At 72.7% G+C, this 14,637-nt stretch carries 16 protein-coding genes, 1 tRNA gene, 1 other RNA gene and 1 pseudogene; 17 read left to right on the forward strand and 2 right to left on the reverse strand.

Features of this window, described 5'->3' with window-relative positions; genetic code table 11:
• Positions 1–12 precede the first annotated feature (12 nt).
• From QRN56_RS25080 to QRN56_RS25120, 10 genes and pseudogenes are all read left to right on the forward strand, one after another.
• Positions 13–1,275, forward strand: coding sequence for a uracil-xanthine permease family protein (locus QRN56_RS25080; protein ID WP_285107908.1), 1,263 nt, complete (start codon positions 13–15; stop codon positions 1,273–1,275).
• Positions 1,276–1,315: 40 nt separating this feature from the next.
• Positions 1,316–2,011, forward strand: a complete 696-nt coding sequence (locus tag QRN56_RS25085) for a TetR/AcrR family transcriptional regulator (protein WP_285107910.1) — start codon at positions 1,316–1,318, stop codon at positions 2,009–2,011.
• 139 nt (positions 2,012–2,150) lie between these two features.
• A pseudogene (locus QRN56_RS27705) lies at positions 2,151–2,501 on the forward strand (ATP-binding cassette domain-containing protein); the annotation flags it as partial.
• A 15-nt stretch (positions 2,502–2,516) separates the two neighbouring features.
• Positions 2,517–3,059: an ATP-binding cassette domain-containing protein gene (locus tag QRN56_RS27710; RefSeq protein WP_502928837.1), complete on the forward strand. Its 543-nt coding sequence runs from the start codon at positions 2,517–2,519 to the stop codon at positions 3,057–3,059.
• Positions 3,056–4,726 carry an ABC transporter permease gene (locus QRN56_RS25095; RefSeq protein WP_285107914.1) on the forward strand — a complete coding sequence of 557 codons (1,671 nt, stop codon included), beginning with the start codon at positions 3,056–3,058 and terminating at the stop codon, positions 4,724–4,726. Before QRN56_RS27710 ends, QRN56_RS25095 begins: the two co-directional genes overlap by 4 nt.
• A 136-nt stretch (positions 4,727–4,862) precedes the next feature.
• The gene (locus tag QRN56_RS25100) at positions 4,863–5,159 is read left to right on the forward strand and encodes a type II toxin-antitoxin system VapB family antitoxin (RefSeq protein ID WP_285107916.1); all 297 of its coding nucleotides are present in this window, start codon (positions 4,863–4,865) and stop codon (positions 5,157–5,159) included.
• Between the two features lie 19 nt (positions 5,160–5,178).
• Positions 5,179–5,841, forward strand: a complete 663-nt coding sequence (locus QRN56_RS25105) for a LytR C-terminal domain-containing protein (RefSeq protein ID WP_285107918.1) — start codon at positions 5,179–5,181, stop codon at positions 5,839–5,841.
• 10 nt (positions 5,842–5,851) lie between these two features.
• Entirely contained in the window at positions 5,852–6,475 is a 624-nt protein-coding gene (locus tag QRN56_RS25110) for a hypothetical protein (RefSeq protein WP_285107920.1), read from the forward strand.
• A gap of 66 nt (positions 6,476–6,541) precedes the next feature.
• The gene (locus QRN56_RS25115; RefSeq protein ID WP_285107922.1) at positions 6,542–7,270 is read left to right on the forward strand and encodes a YcnI family copper-binding membrane protein; all 729 of its coding nucleotides are present in this window, start codon (positions 6,542–6,544) and stop codon (positions 7,268–7,270) included.
• Between the two features lie 84 nt (positions 7,271–7,354).
• Complete coding sequence (locus tag QRN56_RS25120; protein WP_285107923.1) at positions 7,355–8,104, forward strand: TetR/AcrR family transcriptional regulator; 750 nt, start codon at positions 7,355–7,357, stop codon at positions 8,102–8,104.
• Between the two features lie 33 nt (positions 8,105–8,137).
• Here QRN56_RS25120 and QRN56_RS25125 read toward each other — a convergent pair whose 3' ends face one another.
• The gene (locus QRN56_RS25125) at positions 8,138–8,986 is read right to left on the reverse strand and encodes an SDR family NAD(P)-dependent oxidoreductase (protein WP_285107925.1); all 849 of its coding nucleotides are present in this window, start codon (positions 8,984–8,986) and stop codon (positions 8,138–8,140) included.
• 75 nt (positions 8,987–9,061) lie between these two features.
• On the opposite strand from QRN56_RS25125, the gene QRN56_RS25130 reads away from it, so the two are divergent.
• The gene (locus QRN56_RS25130; RefSeq protein WP_285107927.1) at positions 9,062–9,508 is read left to right on the forward strand and encodes a MarR family winged helix-turn-helix transcriptional regulator; all 447 of its coding nucleotides are present in this window, start codon (positions 9,062–9,064) and stop codon (positions 9,506–9,508) included.
• A gap of 47 nt (positions 9,509–9,555) precedes the next feature.
• Here QRN56_RS25130 and QRN56_RS25135 read toward each other — a convergent pair.
• Positions 9,556–9,640, reverse strand: a tRNA-Ser gene (locus tag QRN56_RS25135).
• A 175-nt stretch (positions 9,641–9,815) separates the two neighbouring features.
• On the opposite strand from QRN56_RS25135, the gene ffs reads away from it, so the two are divergent.
• The 6 genes from ffs to QRN56_RS25165 all read left to right on the forward strand — a co-directional run.
• An RNA gene (gene ffs, locus QRN56_RS25140) (signal recognition particle sRNA small type) lies at positions 9,816–9,912 on the forward strand.
• Between the two features lie 380 nt (positions 9,913–10,292).
• The gene (locus QRN56_RS25145) at positions 10,293–11,180 is read left to right on the forward strand and encodes a MetQ/NlpA family ABC transporter substrate-binding protein (RefSeq protein WP_285107929.1); all 888 of its coding nucleotides are present in this window, start codon (positions 10,293–10,295) and stop codon (positions 11,178–11,180) included.
• Positions 11,180–12,232 carry a methionine ABC transporter ATP-binding protein gene (locus QRN56_RS25150; RefSeq protein ID WP_285107930.1) on the forward strand — a complete coding sequence of 351 codons (1,053 nt, stop codon included), beginning with the start codon at positions 11,180–11,182 and terminating at the stop codon, positions 12,230–12,232. The genes QRN56_RS25145 and QRN56_RS25150 overlap by 1 nt, the downstream gene beginning before the upstream one ends.
• The gene (locus QRN56_RS25155; protein ID WP_285107931.1) at positions 12,229–12,891 is read left to right on the forward strand and encodes a methionine ABC transporter permease; all 663 of its coding nucleotides are present in this window, start codon (positions 12,229–12,231) and stop codon (positions 12,889–12,891) included. Before QRN56_RS25150 ends, QRN56_RS25155 begins: the two co-directional genes overlap by 4 nt.
• A gap of 18 nt (positions 12,892–12,909) precedes the next feature.
• On the forward strand, positions 12,910–13,239 hold the full coding sequence (locus QRN56_RS25160) for a hypothetical protein (RefSeq protein ID WP_285107933.1): 330 nt from the start codon (positions 12,910–12,912) through the stop codon (positions 13,237–13,239).
• A gap of 72 nt (positions 13,240–13,311) precedes the next feature.
• Positions 13,312–14,637, forward strand: a 1,326-nt coding sequence (locus tag QRN56_RS25165) for a DNA polymerase III subunit gamma and tau (protein WP_285107934.1), incomplete at its 3' end; no start/stop codon positions are given.

The raw sequence follows: 14,637 nt of genomic DNA on the forward strand, positions 1-14,637 counted from the left end.
AAGGACAACACAATGCGACTCGGCTGGAAGCTGCACGGTGACGGTGCCCGCATCGCACCCGGAGAGGTGGTGGCACCGCACGAGCGGCTGAGCTGGCCACGGACCATCGGGATCGGCCTGCAGCACATCGTCGCGATGTTCGGCGCCACCTTCCTGGTGCCGGTCCTCACCGACTTCGACCCGGCGACCACGCTGTTCTTCTCGGCGATCGGCACCATCACCTTCCTGCTCGTCACGGGCAACAAGCTCCCGAGCTACCTGGGGTCGAGCTTCGCGTTCATCGCGCCGATCACCGCGGCCACGGCGTCGGGCGGGCAGTCCGTGGCGATCGGCGGCATCCTCGCCACCGGCCTGCTCCTGGCCCTCGTCGGCGTGGTGGTGCACTTCGCCGGGCCGCGCTGGATCCAGATCGCCATGCCGCCGGTCGTGACCGGTGTGATCGTGGCGCTCATCGGGCTCAACCTGGCGCCGGTGGCCTGGAGCAACTTCCAGAAGTTCCCGGTCACGGCGGTGGTGACCCTCGCCTCGATCATCCTGATCCAGGTGCTGTTCCGGGGCATCGTCGGCCGCCTGGCGATCCTGCTCGGCGTGGTGATCGGCTACGCCTTCGCCGCGGCCCGCGGCGAGGTCAGCTTCGAGAAGGTCGAGGCGGCCGGCTGGCTCGGCCTGCCGCACTTCACCGCGCCGTCGTTCGACCCGAGCGTGCTCGGGCTGTTCCTCCCGGTGGTCCTGGTGCTCATCGCGGAGAACGTGGGCCACGTGAAGTCGGTGGCCGCGATGACGGGCCGGGACTACGACCGGCTCACCGGCCGCGCCCTCCTGGCCGACGGCGTGGCGACCACCCTCGCCGGCCTCGGCGGCGGCTCCGGCACCACCACGTACGCGGAGAACATCGGCGTGATGGCCGCCTCCCGCGTGTACTCCACGGCGGCGTACTGGGTGGCCGCGTTCGGCGCGCTGCTCCTCAGCCTCTCGCCGAAGTTCGGCGCGCTGATCGCCACCGTGCCGGACGGCGTGCTCGGCGGTGTGACGACGATGCTCTACGGGATGATCGGCATCCTCGGTGCCCGCATCTGGGTGCAGGCGAACGTCAACTTCTCCGACCCGGTGAACCTGACCACGGCGGCCGTGCCGCTCGTCATCGGCATCGCCGACTTCACGTGGACGGCCGGCGACCTGCAGTTCGGCGGCATCGCACTCGGCACCGCATCGGCCCTGGTCATCTACCACGTCATGCGCGCGATCGGCCGCTGGCGCGGCACCGCGGAGGGCTGACCCTGGACAGTGGGCTGAACGCGTGGTTAGCATGTTGAACATGCGTTCAGCCCACTCCGGACCAGCCGGTCCGGAGGACCTCACCGCCCGCGCCCGGATCCGCGATGCCGCGATCCGCCGGTTCGCGGTGGAGGGCTTCGGCGCGCCCGTCCGGGCCGTCGCGGCCGACGCCGGGGTGAGCGCCGGCCTGGTGATGCACCACTTCGGCTCCAAGGACAAGCTCCGCGCCGAGTGCGACGCGCAGGTGCTGGCCACGATCCGCCGGCTCAAGCAGGAGAACGTCGAGATCGTCGCGTCCGGCCAGAGCTTCTTCCACCGGTTCGCGGCCGTCGACGAGAACGCGCCGCTGGTCGGCTACATCCTGCGGTCCATGCAGGACGGCAGCCCCCTGGCCCGCGAGTTCATCGACCACATGGTCACGGACTCCGTCGGCTACATCCGGGACGGGGTCGCCGCCGGCGTGATCGTGCCCAGCCGGGACGACGCCGCCCGGGCCCGGTACCTCACGCTCTCGTCCCTCGGCGCGCTGCTGCTCGAGGTGACGCTCAGCCCGCCGTCCGACCCCGCCGACCTGGTGGGCATCGTCCGCGGCTACCTCACGAGCAGCTACCTCCCCATGATGGAGCTGTTCACCGAGGGGTTCCTCACGTCCCGCCGCATGCTCGACGAGTACCTCCTGTACGTTCCCGACCCGCCTCCGTCGGACGAGGTGGCGCCCACGCCTGCCCCAGGTTGACCGGACCGCCGGTCGAGCGCCGCCCTGCCACGTCCCCCTCCCGACGTCAGAGAGCGAACCAGCCATGACCGCAACACCCGCGATCGAGATCCACGACCTGCACAAGTCGTTCGGCGCCGTGAAGGCGCTCGACGGCCTGAACCTGATCGTCCGCCCGGGAGAGGTCGCGGGATTCCTCGGCCCCAACGGGGCGGGCAAGTCCACCACCATCCGCGTGCTGCTCGGCCTGCTCCGGCCCGACTCCGGACGGGCCAGCCTGCTCGGCGGCGACCCGTTCGCCCAGGCCGTCGACCTGCACGGGCGCCTCGCGTACGTGCCGGGCGACGTCACGCTCTGGCCCAAGCTGACCGGTGGCGAGGCGATCGACCTCCTCCTCCGGCTCCGCGGGGTCAAGGTCGACCGGGCGCGCAAGGAGCGCATGCTCCAGCGTTTCGAGCTGGACCCCACCAAGCGGGCCGGCACCTACTCGAAGGGCAACCGGCAGAAGGTCGCCCTGGTCGCGGCGCTGAGCGCCGACGCGGAGCTGCTGGTGCTCGACGAGCCCACCTCGGGTCTGGACCCCCTCATGGAGGCGGTGTTCCAGGACTCCATCCGTGAGGCGACGGCCACGGGCACCTCGGTGCTGCTCTCGAGCCACATCCTCGGCGAGGTCGAGGCGTTGTGCGACACCGTGACGATCATCCGCAACGGTAAGGACGTGCAGTCCGGCACGCTCGCCGAGCTGCGCCACCTCACGCGGTCCAAGGTCTCGGCCGTGGTCAGCGGGGACGTCACGGTGCTGGACTCGGTCGCGGGCGTGCACGACCTCGTCGTGAGCGACGGCGGCGGCGCGGCGGCGTCGGGGGCGGCGTCGTCCCGCATCGCGTTCCACGTGGACGACGACGCTCTGCCCCGGGTCACCCAGGCCCTGGCGAGCCTGGAGCCGCACGGCCTGACCATCGAGCCGCCGTCGCTGGAGGAGCTGTTCCTGCGGCAGTACGGCGACGAGCTCGAGCGGCTCGAGGACGCGCCCGCCGACGGCGGCTCCCTGAAGGCGGGCCGGCGATGAGCGCGACGACGCTGCCGGCCGTCCCGGTCCTGGAGCGTCCCGCGCTCGCGCTGCGCGGCGCGTTCGCGGGCACGGGAGACCTGCTGCGGCTCGCGCTGCGCCGCGACCGCGTGCTCCTGCCCGCGCAGATCCTCGTGTGCGTGCTGCTGTTCGTCAGCACCCTGAGCTCCGTGTCCGAGCTGTACGGGACCCAGGAGCAGCGCGACACGATCCAGGCCACCCTGGTGACCAACCCGGCGTTCCTGGTGCTGCTCGGGCCCTACGAGAACACGGGGTCGATCGCGTCGACCGTCTCGTGGCGCGTCGGCATCTTCATGGTCGCCGTCTTCGGCGTGCTCGCCGCCATGGCGGTGGTGCGGCACACCCGCAAGGAGGAGCAGCTCGGCCGGCTGGAGCTCGTGCGGGCCGCCCGGGTCGGATCGCTGGCGCCGCTCGTCACCGGCCTGGTCGTCGGCGTGCTCTTCTCGATCGTCTCGGGCGCGCTGACCACCGCGGTGGTGTGGCCGGAGGGGCCGTCCGCCGGCGCCGTGGCCCTCGGCGCGCAGGTCGCCGCGATCGGCCTGGCGGCGTCCGGCCTCGCGGCGGTGGCGGCGCAGGTCGCGTCGTCGTCCCGCGCGGCGAACGCGATCGGCGTGTGGATCGTCATCGGCGGCTACCTGCTGCGCGGCGGGGCCGATGTCGACCCGGACGAGCTGGGCTGGCTCCACTGGGTCTCCCCGGTCGGCTGGGCGCAGCAGATCGACCCCTACGGCGCGAACGACCACGGGCCGTTCCTGCTGTGCGCCGCGCTGTTCGTCGTGGGCGGGGTGGCCGCCGGCTGGCTCACGCTGCACCGCGACCTGGGCGCGGGCCTGATCGCGGAACGGCGCGGGCCGGCGCACTCCACGTCGCTCACCTCGACCGTGGCGCTCATGGCACGGCTCACCCGCTCCTCGTTCGTCATCTGGGCGGTCTCGATCGGCGTCTACATGTTCTTCGTCGGGTACCTCATGGCGACCGCCGGGAACCTGGTGACCGAGAACGAGCAGTTCGCCGAGTACGTCGCCGCCATGGGCGTCCGGGGTTCCGACATCGCCGCGGGCTTCGCCGCGCTCATCATGTCCTGGACGGCCTACGCGGGTGCCGGCTACGGCGTCACGGTGGTCCAGGACATCCGCGGGGAGGAGGCACTGGGGCGCACCGAGGCGGTGCTCGCCACCCGTACGTCCCGGTCCGGATACCTCGCTGCCTGGCTGGCCGGGGCGGTCGGCGGGGCGATCCTGCTGCTCGGCGTGGCGGGGCTCGCCCTCGGGGCGGGCAACGCCCTGGCGTCCGACACCGGGTGGGGCGAGTCGCTCGGCGACGGCCTCGGCGCGGCCGTGGTGCACGTGCCGGCCGTGCTGGTCGTGATCGGACTCACGTCGGCGCTGTTCGGCTGGTTCCCTCGGCTGGTGGGTCTGGGGTGGGCCGTCATCGCGGCGAGCTTCCTGGTGACGCTGCTCGGCAGCCTGCTCGACCTGCCGGACGCCGTCGTCGACCTGTCGCCGTTCGCACACGCCCCGGCCGTGCCGGCAGTGGCGTGGGCCGACGTGGACTGGGCTCCGCTGGGCTGGTTGCTGCTGATCGCGTTCGCCCTGCTCACGCTCGCGTTCGCCGGATTCCGGCGCCGCGACGTGCCGGTCGTCTGACCGCCGCCGGGCTGGGCGCCAACTGTTCTCGGCATCCGCGTTCCGGTAGGGTTCAGGGCGCCGTCCGGTGTCAGCAGGCAGGTTCGCACAGCCGCTCCCGGACCGTGCCCCCGCCGAGTCCAGTGAGGACGGACCGATGATCTTCAAGGCCGTAGGAGACGGCCGCCCGTACCCCGAGCACGGGCGGACGCGCACCCGTGACTGGGTCGACGTGCCGCCCCGCCAGGTGCGGCTCGACGAGCTGGTGACCACCAAGCGCACCCTCGACCTCGACCAGCTCCTCGCGGAGGACTCCACGTTCTACGGCGACCTGTTCGCCCACGTCGTGGAGTACGAGGGCACGCTCTACCTGGAGGACGGCCTGCACCGCGCCGTGCGCGCCGCCCTCCAGCAACGTCCAGTCCTGCACGCTCGCGTGCTCACCATCCGCTGACCTCAGGTAGGTTCATCGCGTGACATCCCCCGGGTACGACCAGGCGCGCGTGGAGCGCCGGCGCCGAGAGCACGAGCGCCAGGCCGTGGTCTTCGGTGTGCTCATCGCGTTCCTGGCGGTCTGCGGCATCTTTGCGCTCGCGGTCTACTCCGGCGCCATCAGCTCGCCGTTCAACCGCCCCTTCACCACGGTCGGCGTGGGGGAGCAGGAGACCTATCCCGTCCCGTGCCTGCCGCCGGTGAAGGGCCAGCCCGACGGCGCCCTGCCGACCGCCTACTCGGACGTCGAGGTCCGCCTGCTGAACGCGTCGGAGGAGATCGGCCTGGCCAGCGCGCACGAGTCGGTGCTCGCGGACCGCGGGTTCAGCATCGTGGCCAAGGGCAACGTGCCGATGCAGCTCCAGGAGTCGGAGATCCGGTTCGGCCGCAAGGGCATCGTGCAGGCGTACACGCTCGCCGCGCAGTTCCCCGAGATCCGGCTGGTCCTCGACGACCGCACCGACCGCAAGATCGACCTGCTCATCGGCGAGGAGTTCGAGGCACCCCTCGACGCCGAGGACGTCGAGCTGGCGTCCGACCAGCCGCTGCTGAACGCCGAGGGCTGCGTGCCGGCGAAGTCGATCGAGCCCGTGGAGCAGGTCAAGCGCACCAAGACCGGCGACGAGGGCCAGCCCGCCAAGTAGGGTCTGTGCCGTGCTGACGCCGTCCTCGGGAGCAGTGGGCCTCGGCCGCGCGCTCCTGTGGGCGGCGGTCGTGCTGGCGCTCTCCCTGACCGCGCACGTCGAGGCGGGCGGTCACGTCCCGCCGGCCGAGGCGATCGCCCTGCTGGGCGCCCTGCTGCTCGCGGCCGCCGCGTTCGCCGTCCGGCGGCAGATCCGCTGGCCGGGCGGCCTGGCCCTGGCGGGCCTCGGCCAGTACGCCTCGCACCAGGCGTTCTCGTACCTCGCCGGCGCCTGCCCGCCGTCCGTGCTGCCCGACGGCGGGGCCGCGCACGCGCACCTGGCCGGCGCCGTCTCCGGGGTGTACGGGTCGTGCGTCGGGGCCGCCGAGCCGGCGGCGATCGCCCCCGGGATGCTCGCGTGGCACGTGGTGGCGACCCTCGTCTCCGTCGGCCTCCTCGTGGGCGTCGAGCGTGGCGTCTGGCTGCTCGCGTCGTGGCTGGTGCGGCCGCTCGCCGCGGAGCCGCTGCGGCTCCCGGCGGTGCGGCGCGCCCCCGTGCCGGCGGTGCTCCGCACGGTACCGGGCCGGGTGGACGTGCACGTCGCGCCGGAGCGGGGGCCGCCGTCGTCGGCCCTGGTGATGCGCCTCGCGGCCTGACGGTGTCGGGCGGGAGGCGGGTCGCCGTACGCCCTCCCACCCACCCCGTACCGAAGGACCGAGCACATGACTCGCTTCAGCCTGCCCACCCGCCGCGCCCTCGCGGCCGTCCCCGCCACCGCCGTCCTCGTGCTGCTGCCCACCGTGGCGTACGCGCACGTCGGTGTGAGTCCGGACACGACCGCCGCCGAGAGCTACGCGAGCCTCACGTTCCGGGTGCCGACCGAGTCGGACAACGCGTCGACGGAGCAGCTCGTCGTCGACCTGCCCACGGACACCCCGTTCCTCAGCGTCACGCCGCGCAGCCTGCCCGGCTGGGACGTCGAGGTGGAGGTGGAGAAGCTCGACGAGCCGTTCGAGGTCGAGGGTGCGACCGTCGACGAGGCCCCCGCGCGCGTGACCTGGACGGCCCAGAAGGGCCACGAGGTGCCGCCGCACGAGTACCAGGAGTTCGCCGTGCGCGTCGGGGCGCTGCCCGCGGAGGGCACCGAGGTGGTGCTCCCCGCCCACCAGACGTACACCGACGGCAGCGTCGTCGACTGGGACGACCTGGTCGGTGACGACGGCAAGGAGCCGGAGGCCCCCGCCCCCGTGTTCACGACCACCGCCGCCGAGGGCGACGGGCACGGCGCCACGGCCGGCCACACGGACACCGCCGCGGCGGGCGCGGACGGCGCCGCTGCCGCCGCCGACGAGCCCGCCGTCGACCCCGTGGGCCGCTGGCTCGGCGCGGCCGGGATCCTGGTCGGCGCCGTGGGGATCGGCGTCGCGCTGGTCACCCGCCGCCGCGTCTGACGGCCGTCGGGGTGGCGGTCCCGCGTGCGAGACTGGAGCTCACGCGCCGGACGACGGGCACGTGAGCAGCATCGGAGGACGACCGTGACCGCCACCCCGACGCGCAGGCAGCGACTACGTGCCGAGCTGTTGCGCGACGCGCGTGCCGCCGGCCGCCGGCTCCTCGCCGAGCACGGCGTGGACGGCGTGACGATGGTCGCGGTCGCCAAGGAGGTCGGGATCGCCGGCCCGGGGATGTACCGGTACTTCGACGGGCGCCCCGGGCTGCTCGCCGCCGTCTACGACGACACGCTGGACGAGCTCATCGCCTACCTGGAGGCCGCGGTCGGGCGTCAGCCGGACGACGACCACGCCGCGCGACTCCACGCCGCGACGCACGCGCTGTTCGTGTGGTGCAGGGCCCACCGGAACGAGTTCGACCTCCTGCTCGGCGCCGACGCGCAGCACGCCGTCGGGGTCTCCGGTGCGGCCCGGCCGCACTTCGTGCACCGGCTCGGTTCCGTGTTCGTGCCGACCTTCGCCGCCCTGTGGCGGCAGGGCGCTCCCTTCCCGGCGGACGCCGACGTCGCCCCCGGCCTGGCGCCGGAGCTCGACACGTACCGGGCGGTCCTCACGCAGGACTGCCCGGGCGTGGCCGAGGAGGTCCCCGTGGGCGTGGTCCACACGATCATGGTGTTCTGGCGCCAGGTCTACGGCCTGCTGTGCATGGTGGCGTACGACCAGCTCGACTACGCGTTCGGCAACTTCGACGCGATGTTCGACGACATGATGCGCGGTCTCCTGGCGTCGCTGGGGCTCGAGCCCAGCCCCCGGGTGCGGCTCGTCGAGCCCTGAGCTCCTCGCCCCCGCGAGGCTCGTACGGCCGGGTCAGGTGAGCAGCCGCTCGGTCGCCTCCCACAGCTCGTGCTGGACGTCCGCGTCGCGGCCCGGCTCCGGGCACCGCAGCGGCCTGGCGTCCCGCACGGAGAAGTAGCCGCCCGTCCGGGTCGCGAGCTCCGGATCGGTCACCAGTCGCGTGATGATCCCGGCCCCGCGCGCGGGGTCGCCGATCCGCAGGCGGTGCAGGACCTTCTCCAGAACCCCGGCGAACGGGAGCTCGCGCCCGAGCCCGGTGGTGTTGAACCCCGGGTCGCAGCAGTTGGCCGTGACGCCCGTGCCCGCGAGCCGGCGCGCCAGCTCCTGGCTGAACATGATGTCCATCAGCTTGGTCCGTCCGTAGCGCGCGGCCGACGCGCGCCGGCCGTACGGAGCCGTGAGGGTGAGGTCATGGGCCGGATCGATGCCGCCGGAGTGCCGCGCCGCCTCGGACGCGACGGTGACCACGCGGGCCGGAGCGGACGCGACGAGCCTGTCGAGCAGCGTGTTCGTGAGGAGCCAGGGCGCGACGTAGTTCACCGCGGTCATCTCGTCGAGGCCGTCCACGGTGAGGCGCCGGCTGAACGCGTGCAGCCCGGCGTTGTTGACGAGGGCGTCGATCCGGTCGTAGCGGGCTTCGACGGCCCGGCCCAGCCGGCGCACCTCGTCCACGGAGGAGAGGTCGGCCACGAAGACGTCGACGACGGTGGCCGGGGCGACGTGCGCGATCTCGGCGCGCAGCGCGTCCGCCCGGGCGGCGCTGCGGGCGACGATCCCCAGGTCCAGGCCCTGTCGGGCGAGGTCAAGCGCGACGAGCTGGCCGAGCCCGTGCGTCGCTCCGGTGATGACGGCTGTGGTCATGAGGGATCTCCCTTATCGTGAGGTACCTCAATGATGCACGATACTGAGGTACCTCACGAAATCAAGGGAGCGAGCATGGGCGACAGCCCTGGCGCGGGGGAGATCGGCCTGCGCTACCTGACGACGTCGGCCCGGCTGCGGCGGACGGTCGACGAGCACCTGGCCCGGGGCGGCGTGTCGCTGGCGCAGACGAAGATCCTCCAGGTGCTGGCCCGCAGCGGCCCGATCAGGCAGGCGCGGCTGGCCGTGGAGCTCGGGTACGCGGCTCGCTCGATCACCCAGGCCGTCGAGGCCATGGAGCGGGACGGCCTCGTCCGGCGCGCGGCGGATCCGGCGGACCTGCGCGCGAAGGTGGTGACGGTGACCGAGGAGGGCGCCCGGGCGCTCGCCGTCGGTGAGGCCGCGGGCGACGAGATCCTGCGGCAGATCTTCGGTGACCTCGGCCCGGACCGGCTGGCGGCCCTGGGCGAGGTGCTCGCCGTCCTCGACGACGCCACGGCACGGGTCGTGGAAGGGTCGTGAAACGGCGATGACGCGAGACATCGGTGATGTCTCGCGTCATCGGACTGCGGAGGATGGGGGATTCGAACCCCCGAGGGCGTTAACCCAACACGCTTTCCAAGCGTGCGCCATAGGCCACTAGGCGAATCCTCCTCGCGCGCCGCACAACGGCGGGCGCACGACCACGGACCGGAGTCTGGCGCGGCCTGACGAGGATACCGGACGCTGCGCTCGGACAACGAATCGGAATCCAGGGCCGGCATCGTGAGGTCGCTGACAGCGGGTCCGGCGCGGTTCGGTCCGGGCGTCCGGATCGGTTAGGCTAGCGGCAGACCCCTCGTGCGGCACCATCTCGCCGAACTCCCCCAGGGCCGGAAGGCAGCAAGGGTAAGTGAGCTCTGGTGGGTGTGCGAGGGGTCCTTTCGCGCCTGCGATCCGGCCGGTCCGCCACGATGTGGACGGCCGATCGTCCGCATGATGGGATTTTCCCCGCGGAGATTGGCTTCGACGTCGTGCAGTGACGCACGATGTCCGTATGACCCGCACCTGGACCTCCACCACGACGTCGCGCACCTGTCGCGACGCCATGTGTCGCGGTCGCGTGCGTGGCGGGCGAATGCGCGAGCGCTGACAGCGCCGCACGTTCCCGCGGTCCGTCCAGGACCGCCCCGCATCGTCCTGAGCTCGCCACGTTGCTGATGGCCGTGGCCCGCCGTCGTCTCACACCCTCGGCCTGCGCCTGACGCAGGCCCCCCGCATCCTGAGCACAGGCAGACCTGCGCCCGTGCGCCCGAGAGGACCACCCATGTCTCGTTTCACCTCCGTCCTGACCACCGGCCTCGCCGTCACCGCCGTCCTCGCGCTGAGCGCCTGCGGCGGCGCCGACGAGGCCGCGCCCGCCACCGGCTCGGCCGACGACCCGGTCCGCATCGGCGTCGTCAACTCCGGCGACGACTACTGGACCACGTTCACCGACCTGGCCGAGGAGGAGGGCATCAGCGTCGAGCTGGTGAACTTCAGCGACTACCAGCTGCCCAACCAGGGCCTGACCGACGGGGACCTGGACCTGAACCAGTTCCAGCACCTGCAGTTCCTCGCCAACTACAACACCGCCACGGGGTCGGACCTCACGCCGATCGCGGCGACCGCCGTCTACCCGCTGGGTCTCTACTCGCTGAAGCACGACAGCGTCGAGGACATCCCCGACGGCGGCGAGATCGCCATCCCCAACGACGACACGAACCAGGCCCGCGCGCTGCTCGTGCTGCAGGAGGCCGGCCTGGTCGCCCTGCGTGACGGCGGCAGCGCGTTCTCCACGCCGGCCGACGTGCTGGAGGACGAGTCCAAGGTCACCGTGACCCCGGTCGACGCGGCCCAGACGGCGCTCGCGCTGCAGGACGTCGACGCCTCGATCATCAACAACGACTTCGTGGGCGACGCCGACCTGACCGCTGAGGACGCCATCTTCTCGGACGACCCGGACTCCTCCGCCGCCGAGCCGTACATCAACGTGTGGGTGGCCCGTGGTGCCGACGCCGACAACGAGGTGTTCCAGCAGCTCGTCGAGATCTACCACTCCCCGGAGGTCGAGGAGGGCGTGATCGAGGCGTCCGGCGGCACCGGCGTGATCAAGAACAACTCGGCGGCCGAGCTGCAGGAGATCCTGGCCGGCATCCAGGAGGACGCCTCCTGATGCCTGCGGCGACCAGCAGCATCATCCGGTTCGAGGGCGCCAGCAAGGTGTTCCCCGGCCGGGGGAAGGGCGCCGAGGTGCGCGCCGTCGACGACGTCACCCTCGACATCCGCGAGGGCGAGATCTTCGGCGTCATCGGGCAGTCGGGGGCCGGCAAGTCCACCCTGGTCCGGCTGATCAACGCGCTCGAGCGGACCACCGGCGGCGACGTGGTGGTCGACGGGCTCTCGCTCGGCTCGCTGAGCGAGGCCCGGCTCCGGCCGGTCCGGGCCGGGATCGGGATGGTCTTCCAGCAGTTCAACCTGCTGGCCTCCCGGACGGTAGCGGGGAACGTCGCCTACCCGCTGGAGGTCGCCGGCTGGCCGCGCACGAAGCGCGACGCGCGGGTCGCGGAGCTGCTGGAGTTCGTCGGCCTGGCGGACAAGGCGGATGTCTACCCGTCCACGCTGTCGGGCGGGCAGAAGCAGCGCGTCGGGATCGCCCGGGCGCTCGCCACGAACCCGCGCATCCTGCTGGCGGACGAGGCGACGTCGGCCCTGGACCCCGAGACCACGCGTGACGTGCTGGACCTGCTCCAGCGCGTCAACCGTGAGCTCGGGATCACCGTGGTCGTGATCACGCACGAGATGGACGTGGTCCGCTCGATCTGTCACCGCGTCGCGGTGATGGAGCGGGGGCGCGTCGTAGAGGTGGGCGAGGCCTACCAGGTGTTCAGCTCGCCCGCGCACGGCACCACGCGGCGGTTCGTCGCCACGGCGCTGCGCGACCGGCCCTCGCCGGAGGTGCTGGCACGGCTGCGGACACGCCACTCCGGGCACATCGTGACGGTGGGCGTGGACGAGGTGGCCGGCTCGTCGGCGGTGCTGACGCGCACGCTGCGCGAGCACGGCGTGGACGGGACCGTCGTGTTCGGCGGCATCACCGAGGTCGCGGAGCGGCCGTACGGGTCGCTGACGGTGGAGCTCGTCGGCGACGGGGGCGCGGTGGAGGCCGCCGTCGCGGCGCTGCGCGCCGTGACCTGGGTGGACGACCACGGGAGGGTGGACGCATGAGCGCGGACTGGGAGCGGCTGACGCCGCTGCTGTGGGAGGCCGCGGGCCAGACGGCCTACATGGTGCTGATCACCCTGCTGGTGGGTGGGTTCTTCGGGCTGGCGCTCGGGCTCGGGCTGTACCTGACCCGGCCGGGCAACCTGCTGCAGCACCGGTTCGTGTTCGCCGTGCTGAACCTGGCGGTGAACATCGTGCGGCCCATCCCGTTCATCATCTTCCTCGTGGCGCTGGGCCCGCTGACCCGGGCCGTCATCGGCTCGACGATCGGCATCGAGGCGTTCACGTTCGCGATGTGCATCATGGCGACGTTCGTCTTCGCCCGGCTCGTGGAGCAGAACCTCGTCTCGATCGACCCCGGCGTGGTCGAGGCGGCGCGGGCCATGGGCGCGTCGCCGCTGCGGATCGTGCGCACGGTGCTGGTCCCCGAGGCGCTCGCGCCGCTGGTCCTCGGGTACACCTTCCTGTTCGTCGGTGTGCTCGACATGTCCGCGATCGGCGGCTACCTGGGCGCGGGCGGTCTGGGCGACTTCGCGATCGTCCAGGGCTACCGGCAGTACGACTGGGCGGTGACCGCCGTCGTGGTGGTGATCATCGTGCTGATCGTCCAGGCGGTGCAGTGGCTCGGGAACGGCCTGGCGCGCCGCGCGCTGCGCCGCTGACGTGGGAGAGTGTGGCCCATGTCGGACCAGCAGCAAGCCCCGTACCCGGCCCAGCACCCGCCTGCACCGCGACCGGTCAGCGCCGCCTACCGGAAGTGGGCCACAGCCCTCGTCTGGATCGCGGTGATCGTGCTGGCCTTCGTGGTGGTCGCGTTCGTGGGGAGCTTCGTGCTGCTCGGCCTGGCCAACGCGAGCACCGACGCCGCCGCGTACGGGTACCTCGCGATCTTCCTCTGGTTCGCGATCGCCGCGGCCTTCCCGGTCCTCCTGGGCACCGGGATCCCCGGCCTGGTCATGCGGGCGCGCGTGCGGCGCACGCCGCAGGCCCTCGGCGGCACCGCGGTGTGACCTGACGACGTGGCCGTCCGCCTGTGGACGGCCACGTCGTCAGTGTCGGTGGTGGCGTCTATCGTTGCGGGGGTGAGCACCGCCCTCTACCGCCGCTACCGGCCCGAGACGTTCGCCGAGGTGATCGGCCAGGACCACGTCACGGGCCCCCTCATGCAGGCCCTGCGCAGCGGACGGGTGAACCACGCCTATCTGTTCAGCGGCCCGCGTGGCTGCGGCAAGACGACGTCGGCCCGGATCCTCGCGCGCACGCTGAACTGCGCCAAGAACACGCCGGAGTCCCCCGTCGACACCCCGTGCGGCGAGTGCCCCTCGTGCGTCGAGCTGGCGCGCGGCGGCCCCGGCTCGCTCGACGTGGTGGAGATCGACGCCGCGTCGCACAACGGTGTCGACGACGCGCGCGACCTGCGCGAGCGCGCCACGTTCGCCCCGGCCCGCGACCGGTACAAGATCTTCATCCTGGACGAGGCGCACATGGTGACGCCCCAGGGCTTCAACGCGCTGCTCAAGATCGTCGAGGAGCCGCCGCCGCACATCAAGTTCATCTTCGCGACCACGGAGCCGGACAAGGTGATCGGCACCATCCGCTCGCGCACGCACCACTACCCGTTCCGGCTCGTGCCGCCGGACGTGCTGTCCCCGTACCTGGAGCAGCTCTGCGGAGCCGAGGGCATCGAGGTGGGCGGGGGAGTGCTGCCGCTCGTCACGCGCGCGGGCGGGGGCTCGGTGCGCGACTCCCTCTCCGTGATGGACCAGCTCATCGCGGGTGCCACGGGCGGCGTCGTGGACTACGACCTCGCCGTCGGCCTGCTCGGCTTCACCCACGCCACCCTGCTGGACGACGTCGTGGACGCGCTCGCGGCGCGCGACGGCGGCTCGATCTTCCGGGTCGTGGACCAGATCATCGCGACGGGGCACGAGCCGCGCCGGTTCGTCGAGGACGTCCTGGAACGACTGCGCGACCTCATCGTCATCGGAGTCTCGGGCGACGCCGCGGACGCCGTGCTGCGCGGCATCCCCTCCGACCAGCTCGAGCGGATGCGCACCCAGGCGGGCCGGCTCGGGGTGGCCGAGCTCTCCCGGGCGGCCGACCTCGTGAACGTGGCCCTCACCGAGATGACCGGCGCCACCTCGCCGCGCCTGCACCTGGAGCTCCTGTGCGCGCGCCTGCTCCTGCCCGGGGCCGACGACGGCGCCGCGGGCCTCGCCGCGCGGATCGACCGCCTCGAACGGGGCGGCATCGTGGCGTCGGCGCCGGCCGGCTCGGGTGGGGCGATCGCTTCCGGCGGCGCGGCCGACGGCGGCGCGGCCGGGTCGGGCAGCCCCGTCCCGGCCCAGGACCCGGCGGCGGTCGGGCTCGCCGGCGCAGCCGCCGCGCGAGCGGTGCTCGACGCACGC

It is taken from the genome of Promicromonospora sp. MEB111, assembly GCF_030209445.1.
Taxonomy (GTDB): domain Bacteria; phylum Actinomycetota; class Actinomycetes; order Actinomycetales; family Cellulomonadaceae; genus Promicromonospora.